At 55.1% G+C, this 16,296-nt stretch carries 19 protein-coding genes; 4 read left to right on the forward strand and 15 right to left on the reverse strand.

All coding sequences use genetic code 11. The annotated features are described in order from the left end of the window. Positions 1–42 precede the first annotated feature (42 nt). Together JJB07_RS09070 and JJB07_RS09075 are read right to left on the reverse strand one after the other, a co-directional pair. Positions 43–558 (reverse strand): phosphatase PAP2 family protein, encoded by a 516-nt coding sequence (locus JJB07_RS09070; protein ID WP_201633912.1) that lies wholly within the window; start codon positions 556–558, stop codon positions 43–45. 237 nt (positions 559–795) lie between these two features. Next, positions 796–1,005, reverse strand: a complete 210-nt coding sequence (locus JJB07_RS09075) for a helix-turn-helix transcriptional regulator (protein ID WP_236587908.1) — start codon at positions 1,003–1,005, stop codon at positions 796–798. Between the two features lie 150 nt (positions 1,006–1,155). Here JJB07_RS09075 and JJB07_RS09080 point away from each other — a divergent pair, with 150 nt between their 5' ends. Both JJB07_RS09080 and JJB07_RS09085 read left to right on the forward strand, forming a co-directional pair. Beyond that, entirely contained in the window at positions 1,156–1,527 is a 372-nt protein-coding gene (locus JJB07_RS09080; protein ID WP_201633915.1) for a helix-turn-helix domain-containing protein, read from the forward strand. Positions 1,528–1,611: 84 nt separating this feature from the next. Then, positions 1,612–2,277, forward strand: a complete 666-nt coding sequence (locus JJB07_RS09085; protein ID WP_201633917.1) for an SOS response-associated peptidase — start codon at positions 1,612–1,614, stop codon at positions 2,275–2,277. 19 nt (positions 2,278–2,296) lie between these two features. Here the strand turns inward: JJB07_RS09085 and JJB07_RS09090 are convergent, their stop codons facing one another. From JJB07_RS09090 to JJB07_RS09100, 3 genes are all read right to left on the reverse strand, one after another. Beyond that, the gene (locus JJB07_RS09090) at positions 2,297–3,229 is read right to left on the reverse strand and encodes a multidrug resistance efflux transporter family protein (RefSeq protein WP_201633920.1); all 933 of its coding nucleotides are present in this window, start codon (positions 3,227–3,229) and stop codon (positions 2,297–2,299) included. Positions 3,230–3,249: 20 nt separating this feature from the next. After that, positions 3,250–4,275, reverse strand: coding sequence for an alpha/beta fold hydrolase (locus tag JJB07_RS09095; RefSeq protein WP_201633923.1), 1,026 nt, complete (start codon positions 4,273–4,275; stop codon positions 3,250–3,252). Positions 4,276–4,478: 203 nt separating this feature from the next. Further along, entirely contained in the window at positions 4,479–4,691 is a 213-nt protein-coding gene (locus JJB07_RS09100) for a helix-turn-helix domain-containing protein (RefSeq protein WP_201633926.1), read from the reverse strand. A gap of 141 nt (positions 4,692–4,832) precedes the next feature. On the opposite strand from JJB07_RS09100, the gene JJB07_RS09105 reads away from it, so the two are divergent. Continuing rightward, a complete protein-coding gene (locus tag JJB07_RS09105) occupies positions 4,833–5,306 on the forward strand; it encodes a helix-turn-helix domain-containing protein (protein ID WP_283809088.1) in 474 nt (157 codons plus the stop codon). A gap of 154 nt (positions 5,307–5,460) precedes the next feature. Next, positions 5,461–6,741, forward strand: a complete 1,281-nt coding sequence (gene hcp, locus JJB07_RS09110; protein ID WP_201633932.1) for a hydroxylamine reductase — start codon at positions 5,461–5,463, stop codon at positions 6,739–6,741. Between the two features lie 51 nt (positions 6,742–6,792). Here hcp and JJB07_RS09115 read toward each other — a convergent pair whose 3' ends face one another. The 10 genes from JJB07_RS09115 to feoB form a co-directional block, all read right to left on the reverse strand. Continuing rightward, positions 6,793–8,022, reverse strand: coding sequence for an MFS transporter (locus tag JJB07_RS09115; RefSeq protein WP_201633934.1), 1,230 nt, complete (start codon positions 8,020–8,022; stop codon positions 6,793–6,795). An 81-nt stretch (positions 8,023–8,103) separates the two neighbouring features. Next, a complete protein-coding gene (locus JJB07_RS09120; protein WP_201633937.1) occupies positions 8,104–9,312 on the reverse strand; it encodes an MFS transporter in 1,209 nt (402 codons plus the stop codon). Positions 9,313–9,340: 28 nt separating this feature from the next. Next, complete coding sequence (locus JJB07_RS09125; protein WP_201633940.1) at positions 9,341–9,955, reverse strand: winged helix-turn-helix domain-containing protein; 615 nt, start codon at positions 9,953–9,955, stop codon at positions 9,341–9,343. 140 nt (positions 9,956–10,095) lie between these two features. Further along, a complete protein-coding gene (locus JJB07_RS09130) occupies positions 10,096–11,190 on the reverse strand; it encodes a toxic anion resistance protein (protein WP_201633943.1) in 1,095 nt (364 codons plus the stop codon). Positions 11,191–11,202: 12 nt separating this feature from the next. After that, positions 11,203–11,829, reverse strand: a complete 627-nt coding sequence (locus tag JJB07_RS09135; protein ID WP_201633946.1) for a hypothetical protein — start codon at positions 11,827–11,829, stop codon at positions 11,203–11,205. Between the two features lie 155 nt (positions 11,830–11,984). Then, on the reverse strand, positions 11,985–12,566 hold the full coding sequence (locus JJB07_RS09140; RefSeq protein WP_201633949.1) for a TerD family protein: 582 nt from the start codon (positions 12,564–12,566) through the stop codon (positions 11,985–11,987). A 12-nt stretch (positions 12,567–12,578) separates the two neighbouring features. Then, positions 12,579–13,160, reverse strand: a complete 582-nt coding sequence (locus JJB07_RS09145) for a TerD family protein (RefSeq protein ID WP_201633952.1) — start codon at positions 13,158–13,160, stop codon at positions 12,579–12,581. A gap of 16 nt (positions 13,161–13,176) precedes the next feature. Further along, a complete protein-coding gene (locus JJB07_RS09150) occupies positions 13,177–13,776 on the reverse strand; it encodes a TerD family protein (protein ID WP_201633954.1) in 600 nt (199 codons plus the stop codon). A 185-nt stretch (positions 13,777–13,961) separates the two neighbouring features. Continuing rightward, positions 13,962–14,117 carry a FeoB-associated Cys-rich membrane protein gene (locus tag JJB07_RS09155; protein ID WP_201633956.1) on the reverse strand — a complete coding sequence of 52 codons (156 nt, stop codon included), beginning with the start codon at positions 14,115–14,117 and terminating at the stop codon, positions 13,962–13,964. Between the two features lie 36 nt (positions 14,118–14,153). Further along, positions 14,154–16,283: a ferrous iron transport protein B gene (gene feoB, locus JJB07_RS09160; protein WP_201633958.1), complete on the reverse strand. Its 2,130-nt coding sequence runs from the start codon at positions 16,281–16,283 to the stop codon at positions 14,154–14,156. Positions 16,284–16,296: the final 13 nt, after the last annotated feature.

Consider the following 16,296-nt stretch of genomic DNA (forward strand, 5'->3'; position numbering starts at 1 on the left):
AAAAGCGACGCGTTACGCCTACTCAGGCGTGCGTCGCTTTTTTTATACGATCATCCATGCGGTCACAGTCCCAATCAAAGCCCCCGTCACCACATCGGAGGGATAATGCTGTCCCAAATACACGCGCGACGATCCGATCAGAAACGCCAGCGCGTAAAAAAGCAAACTCACATCCGGCAACGCCGCACTCAACACCGTCGCCATAGAAAAAACGGCCGTCGTGTGCCCGGATGGAAACGAGGCGTCCTTCCAGAGCTTGTGCCCGGTCGAGACGTTCTCCAGCGCGAGATAGGGACGCTTGCGAGGCATCGCTTTTTTGCAAAACGCGACGACGGCATGGGAGATTCCCAACGCCAGAGCCAGATGAACGCCGACTTCATGCCAGACGTCATTAGGATGTACCAAAAGGGCCAAAGACAATACGATACACCAGACAGCACCGCCGAGATGAGTCACCAGTGGCATGAAGCCATCCAACCACTCATTTTTCCACGAACGGTTCAGCCAGAAAAACGTCACAATGTCTCCATTGCGCATCATGCGCGTCATTCGTTTCATGCCACAACGCTCCTCTCGAATCTCGCTCTCTTTTATCATAACGGATTCGTATGAAAACTTCATGAAGGCTTTCTTAAAAAAACAGCGACTCTCTCCTATTTTTTCCTGAAGAACTTCCTTCAAACAAAAAAAACGCAAGACATGCGTAAAAAGGGTATCCGCAGGATTTCAAAACCCTTAACTAAATCGCAGATACCCTCTCACATTTACACTCGAAATTTGCTAAAATGAGACTGATTACAACATATCCTGAAAAATGTCGGGAAACAATTCGTGAGCGGGCCTTTGATAATAGCGAGCGAATTTGATGATCGTCTCGCGGCCGGGCTTTTTGTCCCCTGCTTCGATCTTCCGGATGTACACTTCGGAGAGGTGCAAGTCTTGCGCCACTTGAGCTTGTGTTTTATCCAACGCCACACGGCATGCAATCAACGGATATCGTTTCAACCGGCTTCCCTCACAATACAAATTGTATCACTCGATGAGTTATCTTCATCCTACGGGATACGTATTGTAGCGTAAAGAGAAATCGTGTCGAAAACCCTATGAACCGATACTTCTTGTATCTATAATGAAGATGAGGAGGTGGAATTTGTAATGTTTGGAGCAAGATTGAAGCACCTGCGTGAATCGAGAAATCTCAAGCAGCATGAAATCGCCAAATTGCTCGATGTCAATCGGGAAGCGTACAGCCACTATGAGACCGAGCGTCGGAAAGTCTCCCCGAACGTAATCGTCACGCTGGCGAAGTATTACAACGTCACGACCGATTACATGTTTGGTCTGACAGACAGCGAGAAATCGCCCGAGCAGGAACTCCTGGAAAAAAACCGTGATACGTTGCTCCGCTTGCAAGAGTTGCTCGGCTCTGGACAGCCTGCACCTCTCGCGCTGACAGACGAAGAACGCAACTGCCTGTTGAAACTCGTAGCCAACACGTTGTCGCACGACGTACGCCAAGACTCCTAAGAAAAAAGACCCGTGCTGAGCAGGGTCTTTTTTTCTCAACTCCGGTTTTTGCTATACTGAGGGGCATAGAGGAGGTGTACGACGATGTGTGGACGATTCACTCTGACGGTGACCGAAGACCAGCTCAAGATGCGCTTTGGCGTCGAGGAGATCCCGTTTGACTACCAACCGCGCTACAACATCGCACCCGGTCAGATGCTCACGGCGGTGATCCAGCATGAAGGACAGAAGCGGCTCGGGCAGTTGAAGTGGGGCTTGGTGCCGTTCTGGGCCAAGGATGCAAGCATCGGGTACAAGACGATCAACGCCAAATCGGAGACGGTGGCGGAGAAACCCGCTTTCAAAAACGCGTTTCAACGCAAACGCTGCTTGATTCCGGCAGACGGCTTCTACGAATGGCAGAAGTCGGCAAGCGGCAAGCAACCGATGCGAATCCTGCTCAAGGACCGCGAGATTTTCACGATGGCGGGGCTCTATGACACATGGACGTCGCCTGAGGGCGAGAAGTTACATACCTGTACGATCTTGACGACGAAACCGAATCCGCTGGTGTCCGAAATTCACGACCGCATGCCGGTGATCTTGCGCCGCGAAGACGAGGGTCTCTGGCTCGACCGTGAGCATTTCGACTCCGACCTCCTGCATTCGTTGCTCACGCCCTACTCCGAAGACGAGATGTTCTCCTACCCCGTCGCCGCCATGGTCGGCCATGTGAAAAACGAACTGCCGGAGTGCATCGCCGAGATCTAGAAAAAAAGCCTCGAACCGCTCAAGCGGCCGAGGCTTCTTTTTGTGACTTCTGAGGTTTGGGTTGTGAGACGTAGGAGTGGAGAACCATCCCGAGCATCACGACCGCCATCCCGACCCAGGAGAGCAGGGAGGGCAGCGAGGCGGAGAGCAACGTCACTTCGCCGAGGACGGCGAACACCACTTCCCCCGCTTGGGTCGCTTCAACCGCCGCGAGCTTCGCAGGGTCGTGGCGCACGAGATCGGTCGCGGTGAAGAAGATCACCGTCGCGAGAACGCCGGACGTGAAGGCAACCAGTGCCGATTGCCCCGTCTGGGACAGAGAGGGCATGCCGTCCGTCCAGAGGCCGTACACGGCGAGCAGAATCCAAAACGGTAAACTTGCCACCGTCATGCCCAGCACCCGTTGGTAGGCGTCGAGTTGCCCGGCGACGGCCCCCATCATTTTTCGATTGCCAAGCGGATAGGCGAACGCTGCGACGACGACCGGCACAATGCCTTGCAAAGCATCTCGCGCCGTGATGCCGCCCGCATGTTCCGCTTGCATCAGTCCCACGCCCAGCAAGATCACGCCCGACATCAAAAGTCCGGGCAGCGGAATGCGCTGACGAAACAAGGGAGCGAGCAACGACCCGCAGACGATGGTGATCTGCCATGTCGAAGCGACCAGCCAACCGGGGCCGAATGCCGCCGCAAAGGAGATCGGTCCGTAGAACAACACGAATCCGACGAAACTCCATCCCAACCAGAGACGAGGTCTTGCCCGCAGCGCTTGCCAGACCGGTTTGAGATTCGAGCGTACAGCCACAAGTGCAATCATCATCGGTGCCATGAACAGATAGCGCAACGAAGCGCTCCAGACCCAACTTCCCCCGCCGAGGTCCATCGCTCGATTCAACACGAACGTGAAGGCGAAGAAAAACGAGGCCAGCAGACCTAAGACGATCGCTTTCACCGCAAAAGTCCCCCTACTTTTTATTGACTTGCCGCGACTTCTTGGAGAGCCGAAGCGTGTTCGGCGCTGAGTTTCCCTTGCAACCAGTTCATCACATCGCGCGCCATCTGGCGGCGGTAGAGCACGATTCCCGCATGTCCGCACGGGTAGAGCACGCGATCCGGGCGGCCCCAGGCTTCCCAGAGCGCGTTGGTGTCTGCCGGCGGGATGTAGACGTCGTAGAGCCCGTGGAGGAACAAAATGTTCTCCCGAGGGACTTTGGGCTGCCAACGGGACGGCTCAGTCATTCGCCACGCATGTTCCAAGTCTTGAAGCGTAATGCCGCCCTGCTGCATGTCTTGCTTGATGAACCTGCCGATTCGCGTGTGCCACACCGAATGCACCAGCGAGTTACCGTACATGACCGAGATCACGTAATCGGCTTCCTCTTCGGCCAGCGCCATCATGTTGGAAAAGTATCCGCCCATCGAGACCCCGACGACCACCACTTTGCCGCCGCGATGCTGTTTGATCCAACGGATCAGCGCACGGATTTCCGAAGTCGTCTGCCGCATCGAGCGAACCGAATGGTCGAGATCGGCGGTGACGAGATGCTCCCCGCTGTACGAACCGGGAAGCGCCCGGTCGAAATGATACGGAGCCGTCGGGAAGTACAGATCGTACCCCGCTTGCAGGAACGATTTGGTGAACATCTTGTGTACCCGTTCGAGATGCTCCATCCGCCAACCGTGGATGACGACGACGCTGACTCGGTTCGACGGCTGTTTGTCATGGCGAATGTAATACTCGCCGCGTGCGCCGTCGTTCTCCGGATGCGTGGACGTCAGCGGGCTTTCGAAATCAAAACGGCCGACTTCATAACCGTCCGACCGTTGCGTTTCTCGATGCAGGTTCAAGTCCGGCACGTCCGGCGTGTTGTAGAACTCGTCGAAGTTATCGCTTGGAAACCCGATGCCCGGCTTGCAATGCCTCACTTTGCTGCGTTCCCTGTACAGAAATGAAATCCCAAAATGGTCGAGAGTTTTTGCAAAAAGTTTTTTGATCATGTCTAAGTACCTTCTTGTCAGTAGATCACCCAAATAAAAAAGTGCGTACAACGTAAATTATACCGATAAATTGAGTGGATGAACACCTCTGAATCGCTGGAAAGGTGTTTTTTTCCATGAGTACGAGTGGGTACGTCCCCACCCTATCTCTATGTAGGAATCGGCTTTTCACGACAAAACCCACCGCCTGAGGGCGAGTGGGTTTATTTTTTCTCCAATACAAAAATCTTCTCAAATGGGATTTGAAGCGCGTCACAGATTTTCTTCGCCGCTTCCGGTCCGACATTTCGGTTCCCATTCTCCAATTGCGAAATGAAAGGCGAACTTAATCCCGCCACCCGTGCCAGTTTTCGCTGGGAGAATCCGGCTCGAATGCGGGCGTTTGCAAAATCAGGGTATCTCGCTTTGATAATCATGCTGTTTACCACCTTCCCCGTGCTCTGCTTCCTACCGTTGTAAGCAGTCTAACACGGTTCTGATCACTCTCGCAATCACTTAAAAGACTCAGATTCATGTTGCTGGAATCCCCTTATGAGAGATATAATTTCCATGTATTCATGCAAGCATTAACAAGCAAACGCAATAGATTGCAACATTTCAACGAGGTGAAACTTTTGACACTTGGAGAATTTCTAAGAGCACGCCGGGAAGCCAACGGTTTGTCCACTCGCAAAGTCGAGGAGATGTGCGGTGTATCCGACACCTTCATCTCGCTTCTGGAGAACGAAAAGCGTGCCGCATCCCCCGACACCCTGCAAAAGCTCTCCCGCCCCTACGGCGTCTCGTACTACGAGTTGCTGCAACACGGCGGTTTCCTGCCTGAACACGCATGGCTTGCTCTGACGCTCGGCCTCTTGCGCCGCCAACAAGGTCAGACCCCGGAAGCGTTTGCCGACCAACTCGGTCTGACGATCGAAGAGTGGCAGACGGTCGAAGCCGGCGGCTCCATCCCGCCCAAGGCCTTGCAGCTCTTGCAAGATCAATTTGGAACGACCACAATCGTAGACCTGTTGAAACAAGACCGCTCCTGATGCTAGAGGGAGGCGGTCTTTTTTTCACCTGCACTCAGGGTTTTTCCGGTGCAACATCGGGAGTCTCCCTGATATCGCGACTTCCTCGGGGGTTCTATACTGAAGGCATCAAGTTCATCACCCAAACGAACCATCCCTGAGGAGGCGTTTTTATATGTTCTGTCATCAATGTGAGCAAACCCCGTCCGGCGGTTGCAAAGTCATCGGCGTCTGCGGCAAAAACGAAGAGATTGCCAGCCTGCAAGATACGATCGTATTCGCGCTGAAAGGCATCGCGGCGTATGCGGTTCACGCAAGACAATTGGGGTACAGCGATCCGTTCGTCGACGCGACCACCCATGAAGCGCTGTACATGACGTTGACCAACTCGAACTTCAACCTGCAAGAGCATCTCGACATGGCGATGAAAGTCGGTCAATCGGCGATCCGCGTCATGGAATGGCTCGACCATGCCCACACCACTCATTTCGGCGTGCCGGAACCGGTCCGCGTCTCGCAGAACAAGATCGAAGGCAAGTCGATCGTCGTCACCGGTCACAACTTGCATGCACTGGAAGAACTGCTTCGCCAAACGCAAGGCAAGGGCATCAACATCTACACCCACTCCGAGATGCTTCCGGCACACGGCTACCCGCTGCTCAAGCAATACGACCATCTCAAAGGCAATGTCGGCAAAGCTTGGTACGACCAGCGTCAGTTGTTTGAAGCGTTCCCCGGCGCGATCCTTGCGACCACGAACTGCGTCATGCCGATCCGCGGCACCTACGCCGACCGCATGTTCTCGCTCGATGTAGCAGGTCTGGAGGGCGTGGCCAAGATTGAAAACCTCGACTTCTCCCCGTTGATCGAGCGTGCGCTGGAACTGCCGGCGGCGCATGTGGAGTCGGACGAAACCCTGCTGACGGGCTTCCACCACAACACGGTGATCAACATCGCACCGGAGATTCTCGACGCGGTCAAAGCGGGCAAGATCAAGCGCTTCTTCGTCATCGCAGGGTGCGACGCACCGGGCAAGGGCGGCGAGTATTACCGTGAACTCGCAACTTCGATTCCGGAGGACTGCATCATCATGACGACGTCTTGCGGGAAGTTCCGATTCAACGATGTCGAGTACGGGACAATCGACGGCATCCCGCGCTTCATCGACCTCGGGCAGTGCAACAACTCGATCTCGACGGTCAAAATCGCGATGGCCCTCGCCGACGCGCTCGGCTGCGAAGTCAAAGACCTCCCCGTTTCCATCGTCCTCTCCTGGTTTGAACAAAAAGCGGTCGCGATCCTGCTCGGTCTCTTCTCGCTGGGCATCACCGACATCCGCATCGGGCCGAAAGCGCCGGACTTCATCTCGCCGGGGGTCCTCTCCGTCTTGCAAGAGAAATTCGGTCTGAAACTGATCGGGCAAGCGCAGGAAGACTTGATCCAGATGCTCAACTAGTGTTGAAAAAAAGAAGAACTGCCCTCTTGCGAGGACAGTTCTTTTTTTCGTTTAGGCAGTAGCTTTCTTGGATTTTGCGTCCTTGGGGAGTGCCAGCGTCAGCAAGCCCAGAATCGGCAGGAACGAACAGGTGGTCATCATCGTGGACATGCCGTAGACGTCGGCGAATTTGCCGAGCACGACAGCCCCGATCGCCCCCATGCCAAACGCAAGACCGGTGATCAAGCCGGAAACGAGACCGACGGAGCCGGGGATGAGTTCTTGGGCGTACACGACGGTTACGGAGAAACTCGAAGACAGAATGGCACCCATGCAGAGCAAGATCGGGTAGGCCCAGAACAAGCTCACATGCGGCAGAGCGAGTGCGAACGGAGCTGCGCCGATGAGCGAGAACAAAATCACGCGCCATTTGCCAAAGCGGTCTGCCAGCGGGCCGCCGAAGAACGTTCCGACGGCACCTGCCGCCATGAACAGGAATACGAATTGTTGCACGTCTGCCGTATCGAGATGGAATTTCTCGATGAGGAAGAACTGGTAAAAGTTCGAGACCGAAGCGGAGTACCACGAACGGGCGAATACGATCAGAACGAGCAGCGTGATCGCGAATTTGACGTTGTTGGTGACAATTTCGGAAACGGCTTTTTTGCCTTTTTTGATGACGGCGCCGGTGGCGAGTTGTTGGCGGTACCATTTCGAGACGCCGAACAGCACGAGGATGGCGAGGGCGGCAAACGACGTGAACCACGCGGCCCCCGGTTGACCGAGCGGGACAAATACGAAAGCGGTCATCAGCGGAGCCAGCGATTGGCCCGTGTTGCCTCCGACTTGGTAGATCGATTGAGCAAACCCTTTGCGAGCGCCTGCCGCCATGTGGGCGACGCGGGAGCCTTCCGGATGGAACACGGCAGACCCAAGTCCGACAAACATCGCGGCGAACAGGACCCAACCGAAACTCGGAGCCATCGCCAACCCGACCATGCCCGCCATCGAAGCAAGCATCCCCAGCGGCAAGAGGAACGGAGACGGTCGTTTGTCGGTGAAGTACCCGACGGCGGGTTGCAGTATCGAAGAAGTCATGTTGAAGAAGAATGAGATGAAACCGACTTGCGTGTAGGTCAAATGCATCGACTTTTGCAAGATTGGATAGAGTGCGGGCACGACGGCTTGCATCGCGTCATTGAGCAGATGCACCAAGGAGATCGCGAGCAAGATGCGATAAATCGTAGGTGCCACAGACGGAGCAGCCCCCGGAGTCAGGAGTGGCTTGGCCACGGGTTGCATGGTGGGAGATCCCCCTTTTTGGAATATGATATTGCTCTTAGCATACACCAAAATTCCGTTTCACGAAATCTTCGCAACTCACTAGATAGTTGGTTCGAGGTCGCGCTTGAACATCATTGCGCAGAGCACACCGCCGAGCGCCATGATGATGCCTCCCGCCGCAACGACGGGTTGGACGGTGAAGAAGTCGTTCAGCCAGCCGGCGCCGAACATGGCGAGCACTTGGAATCCGTTGACGATGGTGTTGATCGTCATCCCCGCGCGTCCTTGGTACTCGAAATTCACTTGGGTCTGCATCAGCGTCGCCATCCCGATGTTTAGCCCGATCTGCCCCAGAGAGAACACGATCAGCGCGAACGCCGTGGCGTAGAAACTCGGATAGGCGACCATGCCGCCAAGCCCGATTCCGGTGATCACCATGCCCCACGAGACGAAGCGCTGCATCGAGAGTTTGACTTTGGGCAGAACCAGCGAGGACAGGAGCATGCCCACGCCTTGAATCATGACCAAGGCACCCATCATTTCTTTGGGCAACCCGAGGAAGTCTGTCGTGATGAAAATCTCCAACACGGTGATCAACCCGGCTCCGAAGCCGAACAGGATGCTGGAAACCATCAGGGGACGCAAGACGCTGTTGTGCCAGGAGTACCGGAATCCATCCTTCATCTCGGCCCAGACGCCTGCCATACTCTTCTGACTTTTTGCTTCTTGCATCGTCTCTTCTACGTTCACGCTCTGGACCAGCACCCACGATGCGATGAACAGGGCAATCGTGATGCCAAGCGACCACGCCGCGCCGATCTGCATGTAGAGAAGCGTTGCAATGGGTGAGCCGATCAACAGCATCGTGCTCATCGACATCTGGCGCAGGGAGGATGCCGTCTGGCGGTCTTCCTGCGGCACGAACAGCATCGTGAACGCCGGGGCTGCCGCGCGGAAAAACAGCGTGCCAATCGCCGATACGAACGAAATCGCATAGATCAGCACCAGCGACCTCAATAAAATCGCCCCGATCAACAGCACCATCATCCCCATGCGGAACAGGGTGGCGCTGAGGATCGTTCGTTTTTTCTTCCAACGGTCTGCGAAAACGCCTACGACGAACCCAAACAGGAAGATCGGCGCGAACTCGCAGAACATGTTGATCGAAAAGGAAATCGCCGAGCCTCCCGAGAGCTCCAACACGATGAACATCATCACCATGTTGCGAATCCAGTCGCCGCCCTCCGATGTCCATGTCGAAATCCAATAGCGCAAAAACCGCGGATTCCCTTTCAAAAATGCCCCCATACGTTCACGCTCCCCTGTTCGTCTCGCTCTACTTCAACTCGTGGTTGTCTTGGAACATCGTCCAGAACAGACGGTACGCTTTCGTGCCTTCGCGCTGGATGCCCTTTTCGTACCAGCGCTCCAACATCGCCCGCATCTCGCTTCGCAACTCGGCGTACTCCTCGTGGGTCAAGTGCGCAAATCCTAGGCTCTCCGTGAATTTCTTGCGCGACTCCTCCGGGATGTCCTCGCTGCCCGGAAGGCTCAAATTGGCAATCGCCGCCTCATGCGCCCGGCGGTACGATTCCCAGAAGTCGTCCATCGCGGCGTCCTTCACTTGCTTTTTCAACACTTTGGCTTCTTGGTTCTCTTGCACGTCGTCCCACTCGATTTTGATCGTCATCGCGATGGGCAGGTAGTATTTCTCCACCACCCCGCCGCTTTGGCGGGTCTCCACCAATTGCAACAACCCGACGCGCTCCAATTCACGCACATGGTAGTGAACTTTCGAGGGCGGCAGTTGCAGGGCATCGGCGATCTGCTTGTTGGTGCGGGGCACCCAGTCGTCGTAGAGATTGAGAATCTTCACCCGCAAGTTGTTGGACAGAACTTTCAACTGGTCGAACGATTTGACTTCATATGTGCTGTGTCTGGGGTTTTCCATCCTTGCAACCCTCCACGATCAAATGTTTTTAGACCGATCAAATTTATTTGATCGTAGTTTTATGGTACATCACGCCGGCTCTTGTTTGCAAGCAGAAAAAAAGCTCCGCCCGCAGCAAGTGCGGTGGGAGCTCGTACGTTCTAGTTCAAAAAGGAGCTGAGTTGCTCGTCTGCGGCCGGCGTGCTCAGTTTTTGCTGCGTGGCGGACAGACCCAGTCGTTGGTTGAGTTGTTGGTTGATCACCGTCATCTTGCTGGTGTAGCTTTGGCAGCTCTCGATGATTTGGCGGTTGGATCGTTCCGACATGTCCAACGCCGCCATGAGATCGCCGATCGCTTGGTTGACCCCTTCCATCGACATCGCCGGTTTGCTCAACAACTCGTTCGTTCGCTCGGTCGTCGTTTTGAGCAGGCGGGCGTTTTCTTTGAATTGGTTTTCCAAGGTCTTGTTGGTGGCATCGACGGCGGCGATGACTTTTTCTTGATCGCCGAGCGCCATCGCGATCATCGCGGAGACGGTGATCAGGTTCGCGGTTTTATCAATCGCGTTGTTGACCGAGTCGATCAGTTTGTCGTTGTTGTCGTTGATGATATCGGTCGCCGCAATCGCTTGGTTGTAGAGCATGATCATCTCGGTCATCGATTGGATGCGGGACACCACTTTGCGGTGGCCGCGTTCGAGTTGCGGGCGGCGCGCTTCGTTCTCCGGTTTGTTGATTTCCGTCTCGAACAGGTTGCTCAGACGTTGACCGAATACGATCTTGGTCTGCAGGTTGTAGATCTCCTCCATCGAAGTGCGCTTGAGTTGGCGCATGTAGGCGATGTTTTCCTGCAGGGTGTCTTTGCCGTCGCGCAGGCCGTTAAGGATCGCGTTGATGTTCGTTTTGACGGACTGGTATTTGTAGACGTAGTTTTTGAACGGGCTCTTGCGCAAGAGTTTCCCGAACATGCCGACGTTCTTGCTGTCTTGGAGAGCTTCGCATTCGTCGCGGAGTTTGAGGATCATGTTCGACACTTCGTTGCGCTTGCCGGACATGAGGTCGTTGACGGGCCTGTCCAACATCTGCAGAGTTTGTCCCGCTTTTTCCTGAGTTTTGGACCCGAGGTTTCCGATCTCATCCATCAGGGTGTCCAAGGCCAAGGTGTCGGTCGTTGCGATCTTGCGAATGAGGTTTGAGGCTTCCTGCTCGACTTTTTGCTCGTCCTCTTGTCTCAGCTGCAGAGTTTGTACGCTCATGGGAACTCCTCCTTAGTAACCTTCCGATTCGTTGTAGCGGCGGTGGATCAGGTCTGCTTTGGTTTGCAACTCAATCAAGTCTTTGTATTCAATCGTCTCCATGATCGATGTGATTTTCATGTTGATGTCTTTGATACCGTTCAACAACGTGCGGCGGTTCTTGGTTTTGTTCTCACCGCTCAGGCGCAAAAACGGGGTGATGAACCCGTTCAGGTCTTTGAGCACCAAGCGTCGGACGGTGTGGTTGATGTCGCCGTTGTTCAGTTCTTCGAGGAACGGAACCAAGCGTTGGATGCGGGCAAACACGATCAGGCAACGGTCGACGATCTCGTCGTCGAGGTTGTTTTTCTGCCCTTCGGACATGACCATGTCTTCCAGAACGGCGAGGTATTCCAAGACCGGGGTGAATTCGCTCTCCGGGATCTGTGGCTGGGGAGTTGGGATTGAGGTCTCCGTTGGGGCTTGTACAGGTTCCACAGTTTGGATGTCCGGTTTCTTCGTCTGCTTTTGTAACAGGGTTCCGATGGCGATCCCCGCGATGGGGAACAGCAGCGACAGAATTTCGGGGAGGAGCGGGCTCGTCACCAAGGCGAAGAGATACCCGACGGCTCCCCCTACAAAGATTCGGTTCTTGAACAAGGTAGGTCATCTCCGATCAGCCGGTTGGTGGATTGCTCTCTCTAGTATATACGAAATAGGTCGCTTGCGGTTTCACCTTCATTAGTCTCCTTTACTTGTATACAAAAAAACCCTTCACGAGATCCGAGAAGGGTTTCTTCGATGGACGCCATGCTCTACTCCGCATCCAAGCCGTAGTTGTTGCAGAGCGCTTGCAACCCGCCGGAGAAGCCGCTGCCGATCGCTTGGAACTTCCAGTCCTGTCCGTGGCGGTACAACTCGCAGATGACGACGGCCGTTTCAATGGAGAAGTCCTCGCCGAGGTCGTAGCGCAGCACTTCTTGCTCGGTGAGCTCGTCCACGACTCGAACGAACGCATTGGAGACTTGTCCGAAATTCTGACCGCGGGCTTGTGCGTCATGAATCGTGACGGTGATGCCGATGCGGTGGATGTGGGGCGGCACTTCTCGCAGATCGACTTTGATCTGCTCGTCGTCGCCGTCGCCGTCCCCGGTGCGGTTGTCCCCCGTGTGCTCCACGGAACCGTTGCCGCTCTTCAAGTTGTTGTAAAAAACGAAGTCTTCGATGCCCTTCGCTTTGCCGTCTGCGTGGAGGAGAAACGCGCATGCGTCCAAGTCGAACGAATGCCCGCCGCTGTATTTGTTCGTATCCCAGCCGAGACCGATGATCGCTTTGGACAGTCCCGGATTGGTCTTGGTGAGGTCGATGCGTTGGCCTTTGGAAAGAGAGATCGTCATGGGGTCGGCTCCTTACGCGATTTCCAATCCGTAGTCGCGGCACAGACCTGCGAGACCGTCTTTGTACCCGCTGCCGATGGCGCTGAATTTCCACTCGCCGTTGTGGCGGTACAGTTCGCCGACGACGACGGCGGTCTCCACGGAGAAGTCTTCGCCGAGATCATAGCGAATGAGTTCCTCGTTGGTTTCGGCGTTCACGATGCGTACAAAAGCGTTGGAGACTTGTCCAAAGTTTTGGCCGCGTTCGATCGCTTCGTGGATCGTGATGCAGAAAGCCACTTTTTCCGTAGCGGACGGAATGGTTGCCAAGTCGACAGCTACTTGCTCATCGTCGCCGTCCCCTTCCCCCGTGCGGTTGTCACCGGTATGTACGACCGACCCGTTGTCGTTCTGGCGGTTGTTGTAGAAAATGAAGTCGCGGTCGTTGCTCACTTTGCCCGCACCGTTTGCACAGAAGATGGAAGCGTCGAGGTCGAAGTCTTTGCCGCCATCGTATTTGTTCGTGTCCCAGCCCAAGCCTACGACAATTTTGGTCAGGCCCGGATTGGTTTTGGTCAAATCAACTTTTTGACCTTTGGAAAGAGAGATCGCCATCTGTGAGTCCCCTTTTCTAGATATATTGAGCGGCTAAGTGGTCGATGTGCGCTGCGTGGGAGCCTTCCCCGATCGCTTTGAACTTCCACTCGCCGGCTTCGCGGTAAAGTTCGCCGACAACGAGCGCCGTTTTGCCCGAGTAGTTCTCGGTGAGGTTGAAACGAACCAACTCTTGTCCGTTCGAACGGTTGACGCAACGGATATACGCGTGTTGGATCATGCCGAAGTCCTGCTTGCGGTTCACGCATTCGTAGATGTTGACGACCGCCAAAATTTTGTGGACGTTCGCCGGGATTTTGGACAGGTCCACGAAAATTTGCTCATCGTCGCCGTCCCCTTCCCCCGTCAAGTTGTCCCCGGAGTGTTGAACCGAGCCGCAGGGGCTGGTTTTGTTGTAGAAACAGACGAGATGGGTACGAAGCACGAGTTTGTCGTTCTCGTTGAGCATGAGCACGGATGCATCGCAGTCGATGTCCACTTTCTGCTTTTTGATCCCAAACAAGCCTTTTTTGGTAACTTCGGCCGGGTCCCAGCCCAAACCGATCACGATATGGGTCAGGCCCGGATTCGTTTTGGTTAAGTCGATCTTCTGACCTTTCGAGAGACTGATTGCCATGGAACATGCCACCTCCTTTTTTAAATGTCGGAACGGTGATATCTTCTAGGATGTCCGATTTTTCGAAACTTAGAAGTCTACCACTATCGTACTACAGGTGCTTCGACAAATATAGACGAAAACTGGTAATTTTTTGAACGAAAATAAAAAGCGAAGCGGCTGCAGGAACCACTTCGCTTTTTTTCTTACTTGACCTCGATTTGAATGATCGAGCAGTCGCTGTTGTGTCCACATCCGGCACAGCCGCCCGGCGTGCAACGCGCTTGCTTGGTGCGGCGGGCGAATTGAACCAGTTGCCAAGCGGCAAATCCGAGAACCGCCGCGATGATGACGTAGATCATGTGAATCCCCGCTTTCCAAAAATGTTTTTGCGAATCTTACCAGATTACGAGACCGAGACGGTAGACACCGTATGCGACAATCCAAGCCACGCCGAAGGAGTACGCAATCGACGCGAGGGTCCATTTCCAAGAGCCGGTCTCCCGCTTCATCATCGCTACGGTGGAAACGCACGGGGTGTAGAGCAAGACGAAGAACAGGAACGCCAGCGCCGCTGCCGGTGTGAAGGAGCTTTGGAGCACGGTGCCAAGCGAGCCGGTATCCCCCGATGCGTAGGCGATCGCCATCGTCGAGACGACAACTTCCTTGGCCATGAAGCCGGTCAGCAGCGAGACGCCCGCCTGCCACGAAGCAAAGCCCATCAGCGCAAATGCCGGTGCGATAAAACCGCCGATGGCCGCGAGGAAGCTGTCGTCCATCGCCGACATGCCTGAGAACGAGAAGTTGCCGAGGAACCAAAGCAGAACCGACATGCCGAAAATGATCGTCCCCGCCTTGCGCACGAATCCGCGTGCTTTGTCCCACGTGTTCAACATGAGGCTTTTGAACATCGGGGCGCGGTACGGAGGCAATTCCATGAGGAACACGCCTTCGTCGTCCGGCAAAAAGCGCTTGAGCACATAGGCGGTGCCGATGGCCATGACGATCCCGGTCAAATAGAGCAGGAAGACGATGGTCGCTTGCCCTCTTTCAAAAAACGCCGAGACGAACAGCGAGTACACCGACAGACGAGCCGAGCAAGACATAAACGGCGAGATAAACGCTGTGACCATGCGTCCGCGTTGGTCTTCGAGAGTTCGAGTCGCCATGATCGCCGGAACGTTGCAACCGAATCCGAGGATCAGCGGGATGAACGCTTTGCCGTTCAAGCCGATCATCGACATGAAGCGGTCCATCAGTACCGCCGCCCGTGCCATGTAGCCGGAGTCCTCCAAGAAGGAGAGGCAGAGGAACAAGATCCCGATCTGCGGGACGAATACGAGTACACCGCCGACCCCTGCGAGCAGGCCGTCGATGACCATCGCACGGAACCAGTCCGGGGAGTTTAGATAGGTAAGCCCGCTTTGGAGCCAATCGGTCAAGGGGCCGCTGAAGAACGTATCGATTTGGTCGGAGAGCGTCGTCCCGATCCAAGAGAAAGTAATTTGGAAGACCAAATACATGAAGGCGAGAAAAATCGGAATGCCCAGCCACTTGTTCAAAATCAAGTTGTCGATGCGGTCCGACAACGAGCGGTTGACGGTGTTGTTTTGTTCCACGCACTCGGTGAGAAGTGTGCCGATCCATTCGTAGCGTGCGTTGCGAATGCGCTGGTCGAGATCGGACGAAGTTGCTTCGACAGACGGTGCTGCTTCCGCCACGAGTTGGTGGTTGATGCGAACGACAGGCTCGGCGTTGCGGCTTGCGTCCTTTTTTGTATCTTGCTTGCCTGCTTGCGCTTCGTGCTCGTTTGGCCCGCCGATAAAGTTCCGGCGAATGCGCTCCATTTTGTTCACGAGATCCGGTGCGATTTGCGCGCGGATGGTCTGCTCCACCGTCTCGTTGCCTTCCAGCCAGAGAATCGACATCCAGCGAGACGAGTGACGGCGGGAAGTTGCCGAGAGGTCGGAGTCGAGCAACGCCGCGAGTTCGCCGACTGCCGCTTCGATGTCTTCCGGATACGGAATGACCAGGCCGCCCGACGTGTCGAGGCCGTTTTTCAAAAGTTGGACCAATGGTTCGTGGCCTTTGGCTTTGCGTGCGACCATCGGCACGACGGGAGCTCCAAGGCGTTTCGCCAGCAGGTCGCCGTCGATGCGAAGGCCACGACCCTCGGAGACGTCGATCATGTTCAACGCCACGACGCTCGGCAGACCCATCTCGAGGAGTTGGACGGTGAAATACAAATTGCGTTCTAAGTTCGAGGCGTCCACGATGTTGACGAGTGCGCCCGGTGATTCTTCGAGCAAGTAGGCCGTTGCCAGTTTTTCCTCAAGGGACTGTGCAGACAGACTATAAATGCCGGGCAGGTCGACGATGACATGGCCCGGCAGTTCCTTGATCCAGCCTTCCTTTTTCTCAACCGTGACGCCCGCCCAGTTCCCCACGTACTGGCGCGTGCCGGTCAAGACATTAAACAACGAAGTCTTGCCCGCGTTCGGATTGCCTGCTAGGGCGATCGTCTTCATGCTCCCCACTTCT

Source organism: Tumebacillus amylolyticus, assembly GCF_016722965.1.
Classification (GTDB): domain Bacteria; phylum Bacillota; class Bacilli; order Tumebacillales; family Tumebacillaceae; genus Tumebacillus; species Tumebacillus amylolyticus.

Coding starts and splice junctions, on each gene's coding strand:
- JJB07_RS09120 (WP_201633937.1), bottom strand. CDS start 9,312: ATGGGGGCATTTTTGAAAGGGAATCCGCGGTTTTTGCGCTATTGGATT.
- JJB07_RS09115 (WP_201633934.1), bottom strand. CDS start 8,022: ATGCAACCCGTGGCCAAGCCACTCCTGACTCCGGGGGCTGCTCCGTCT.
- hcp (WP_201633932.1), top strand. CDS start 5,461: ATGTTCTGTCATCAATGTGAGCAAACCCCGTCCGGCGGTTGCAAAGTC.
- JJB07_RS09140 (WP_201633949.1), bottom strand. CDS start 12,566: ATGACGATCTCTCTTTCCAAAGGCCAACGCATCGACCTCACCAAGACC.
- JJB07_RS09130 (WP_201633943.1), bottom strand. CDS start 11,190: ATGAGCGTACAAACTCTGCAGCTGAGACAAGAGGACGAGCAAAAAGTC.
- JJB07_RS09095 (WP_201633923.1), bottom strand. CDS start 4,275: ATGATCAAAAAACTTTTTGCAAAAACTCTCGACCATTTTGGGATTTCA.
- JJB07_RS09150 (WP_201633954.1), bottom strand. CDS start 13,776: ATGGCAATCAGTCTCTCGAAAGGTCAGAAGATCGACTTAACCAAAACG.
- JJB07_RS09155 (WP_201633956.1), bottom strand. CDS start 14,117: ATGATCTACGTCATCATCGCGGCGGTTCTCGGATTTGCCGCTTGGCAA.
- JJB07_RS09070 (WP_201633912.1), bottom strand. CDS start 558: ATGAAACGAATGACGCGCATGATGCGCAATGGAGACATTGTGACGTTT.
- JJB07_RS09080 (WP_201633915.1), top strand. CDS start 1,156: ATGTTTGGAGCAAGATTGAAGCACCTGCGTGAATCGAGAAATCTCAAG.
- JJB07_RS09145 (WP_201633952.1), bottom strand. CDS start 13,160: ATGGCGATCTCTCTTTCCAAAGGTCAAAAAGTTGATTTGACCAAAACC.
- JJB07_RS09100 (WP_201633926.1), bottom strand. CDS start 4,691: ATGATTATCAAAGCGAGATACCCTGATTTTGCAAACGCCCGCATTCGA.
- JJB07_RS09105 (WP_283809088.1), top strand. CDS start 4,833: ATGCAAGCATTAACAAGCAAACGCAATAGATTGCAACATTTCAACGAG.
- feoB (WP_201633958.1), bottom strand. CDS start 16,283: ATGAAGACGATCGCCCTAGCAGGCAATCCGAACGCGGGCAAGACTTCG.
- JJB07_RS09085 (WP_201633917.1), top strand. CDS start 1,612: ATGTGTGGACGATTCACTCTGACGGTGACCGAAGACCAGCTCAAGATG.
- JJB07_RS09125 (WP_201633940.1), bottom strand. CDS start 9,955: ATGGAAAACCCCAGACACAGCACATATGAAGTCAAATCGTTCGACCAG.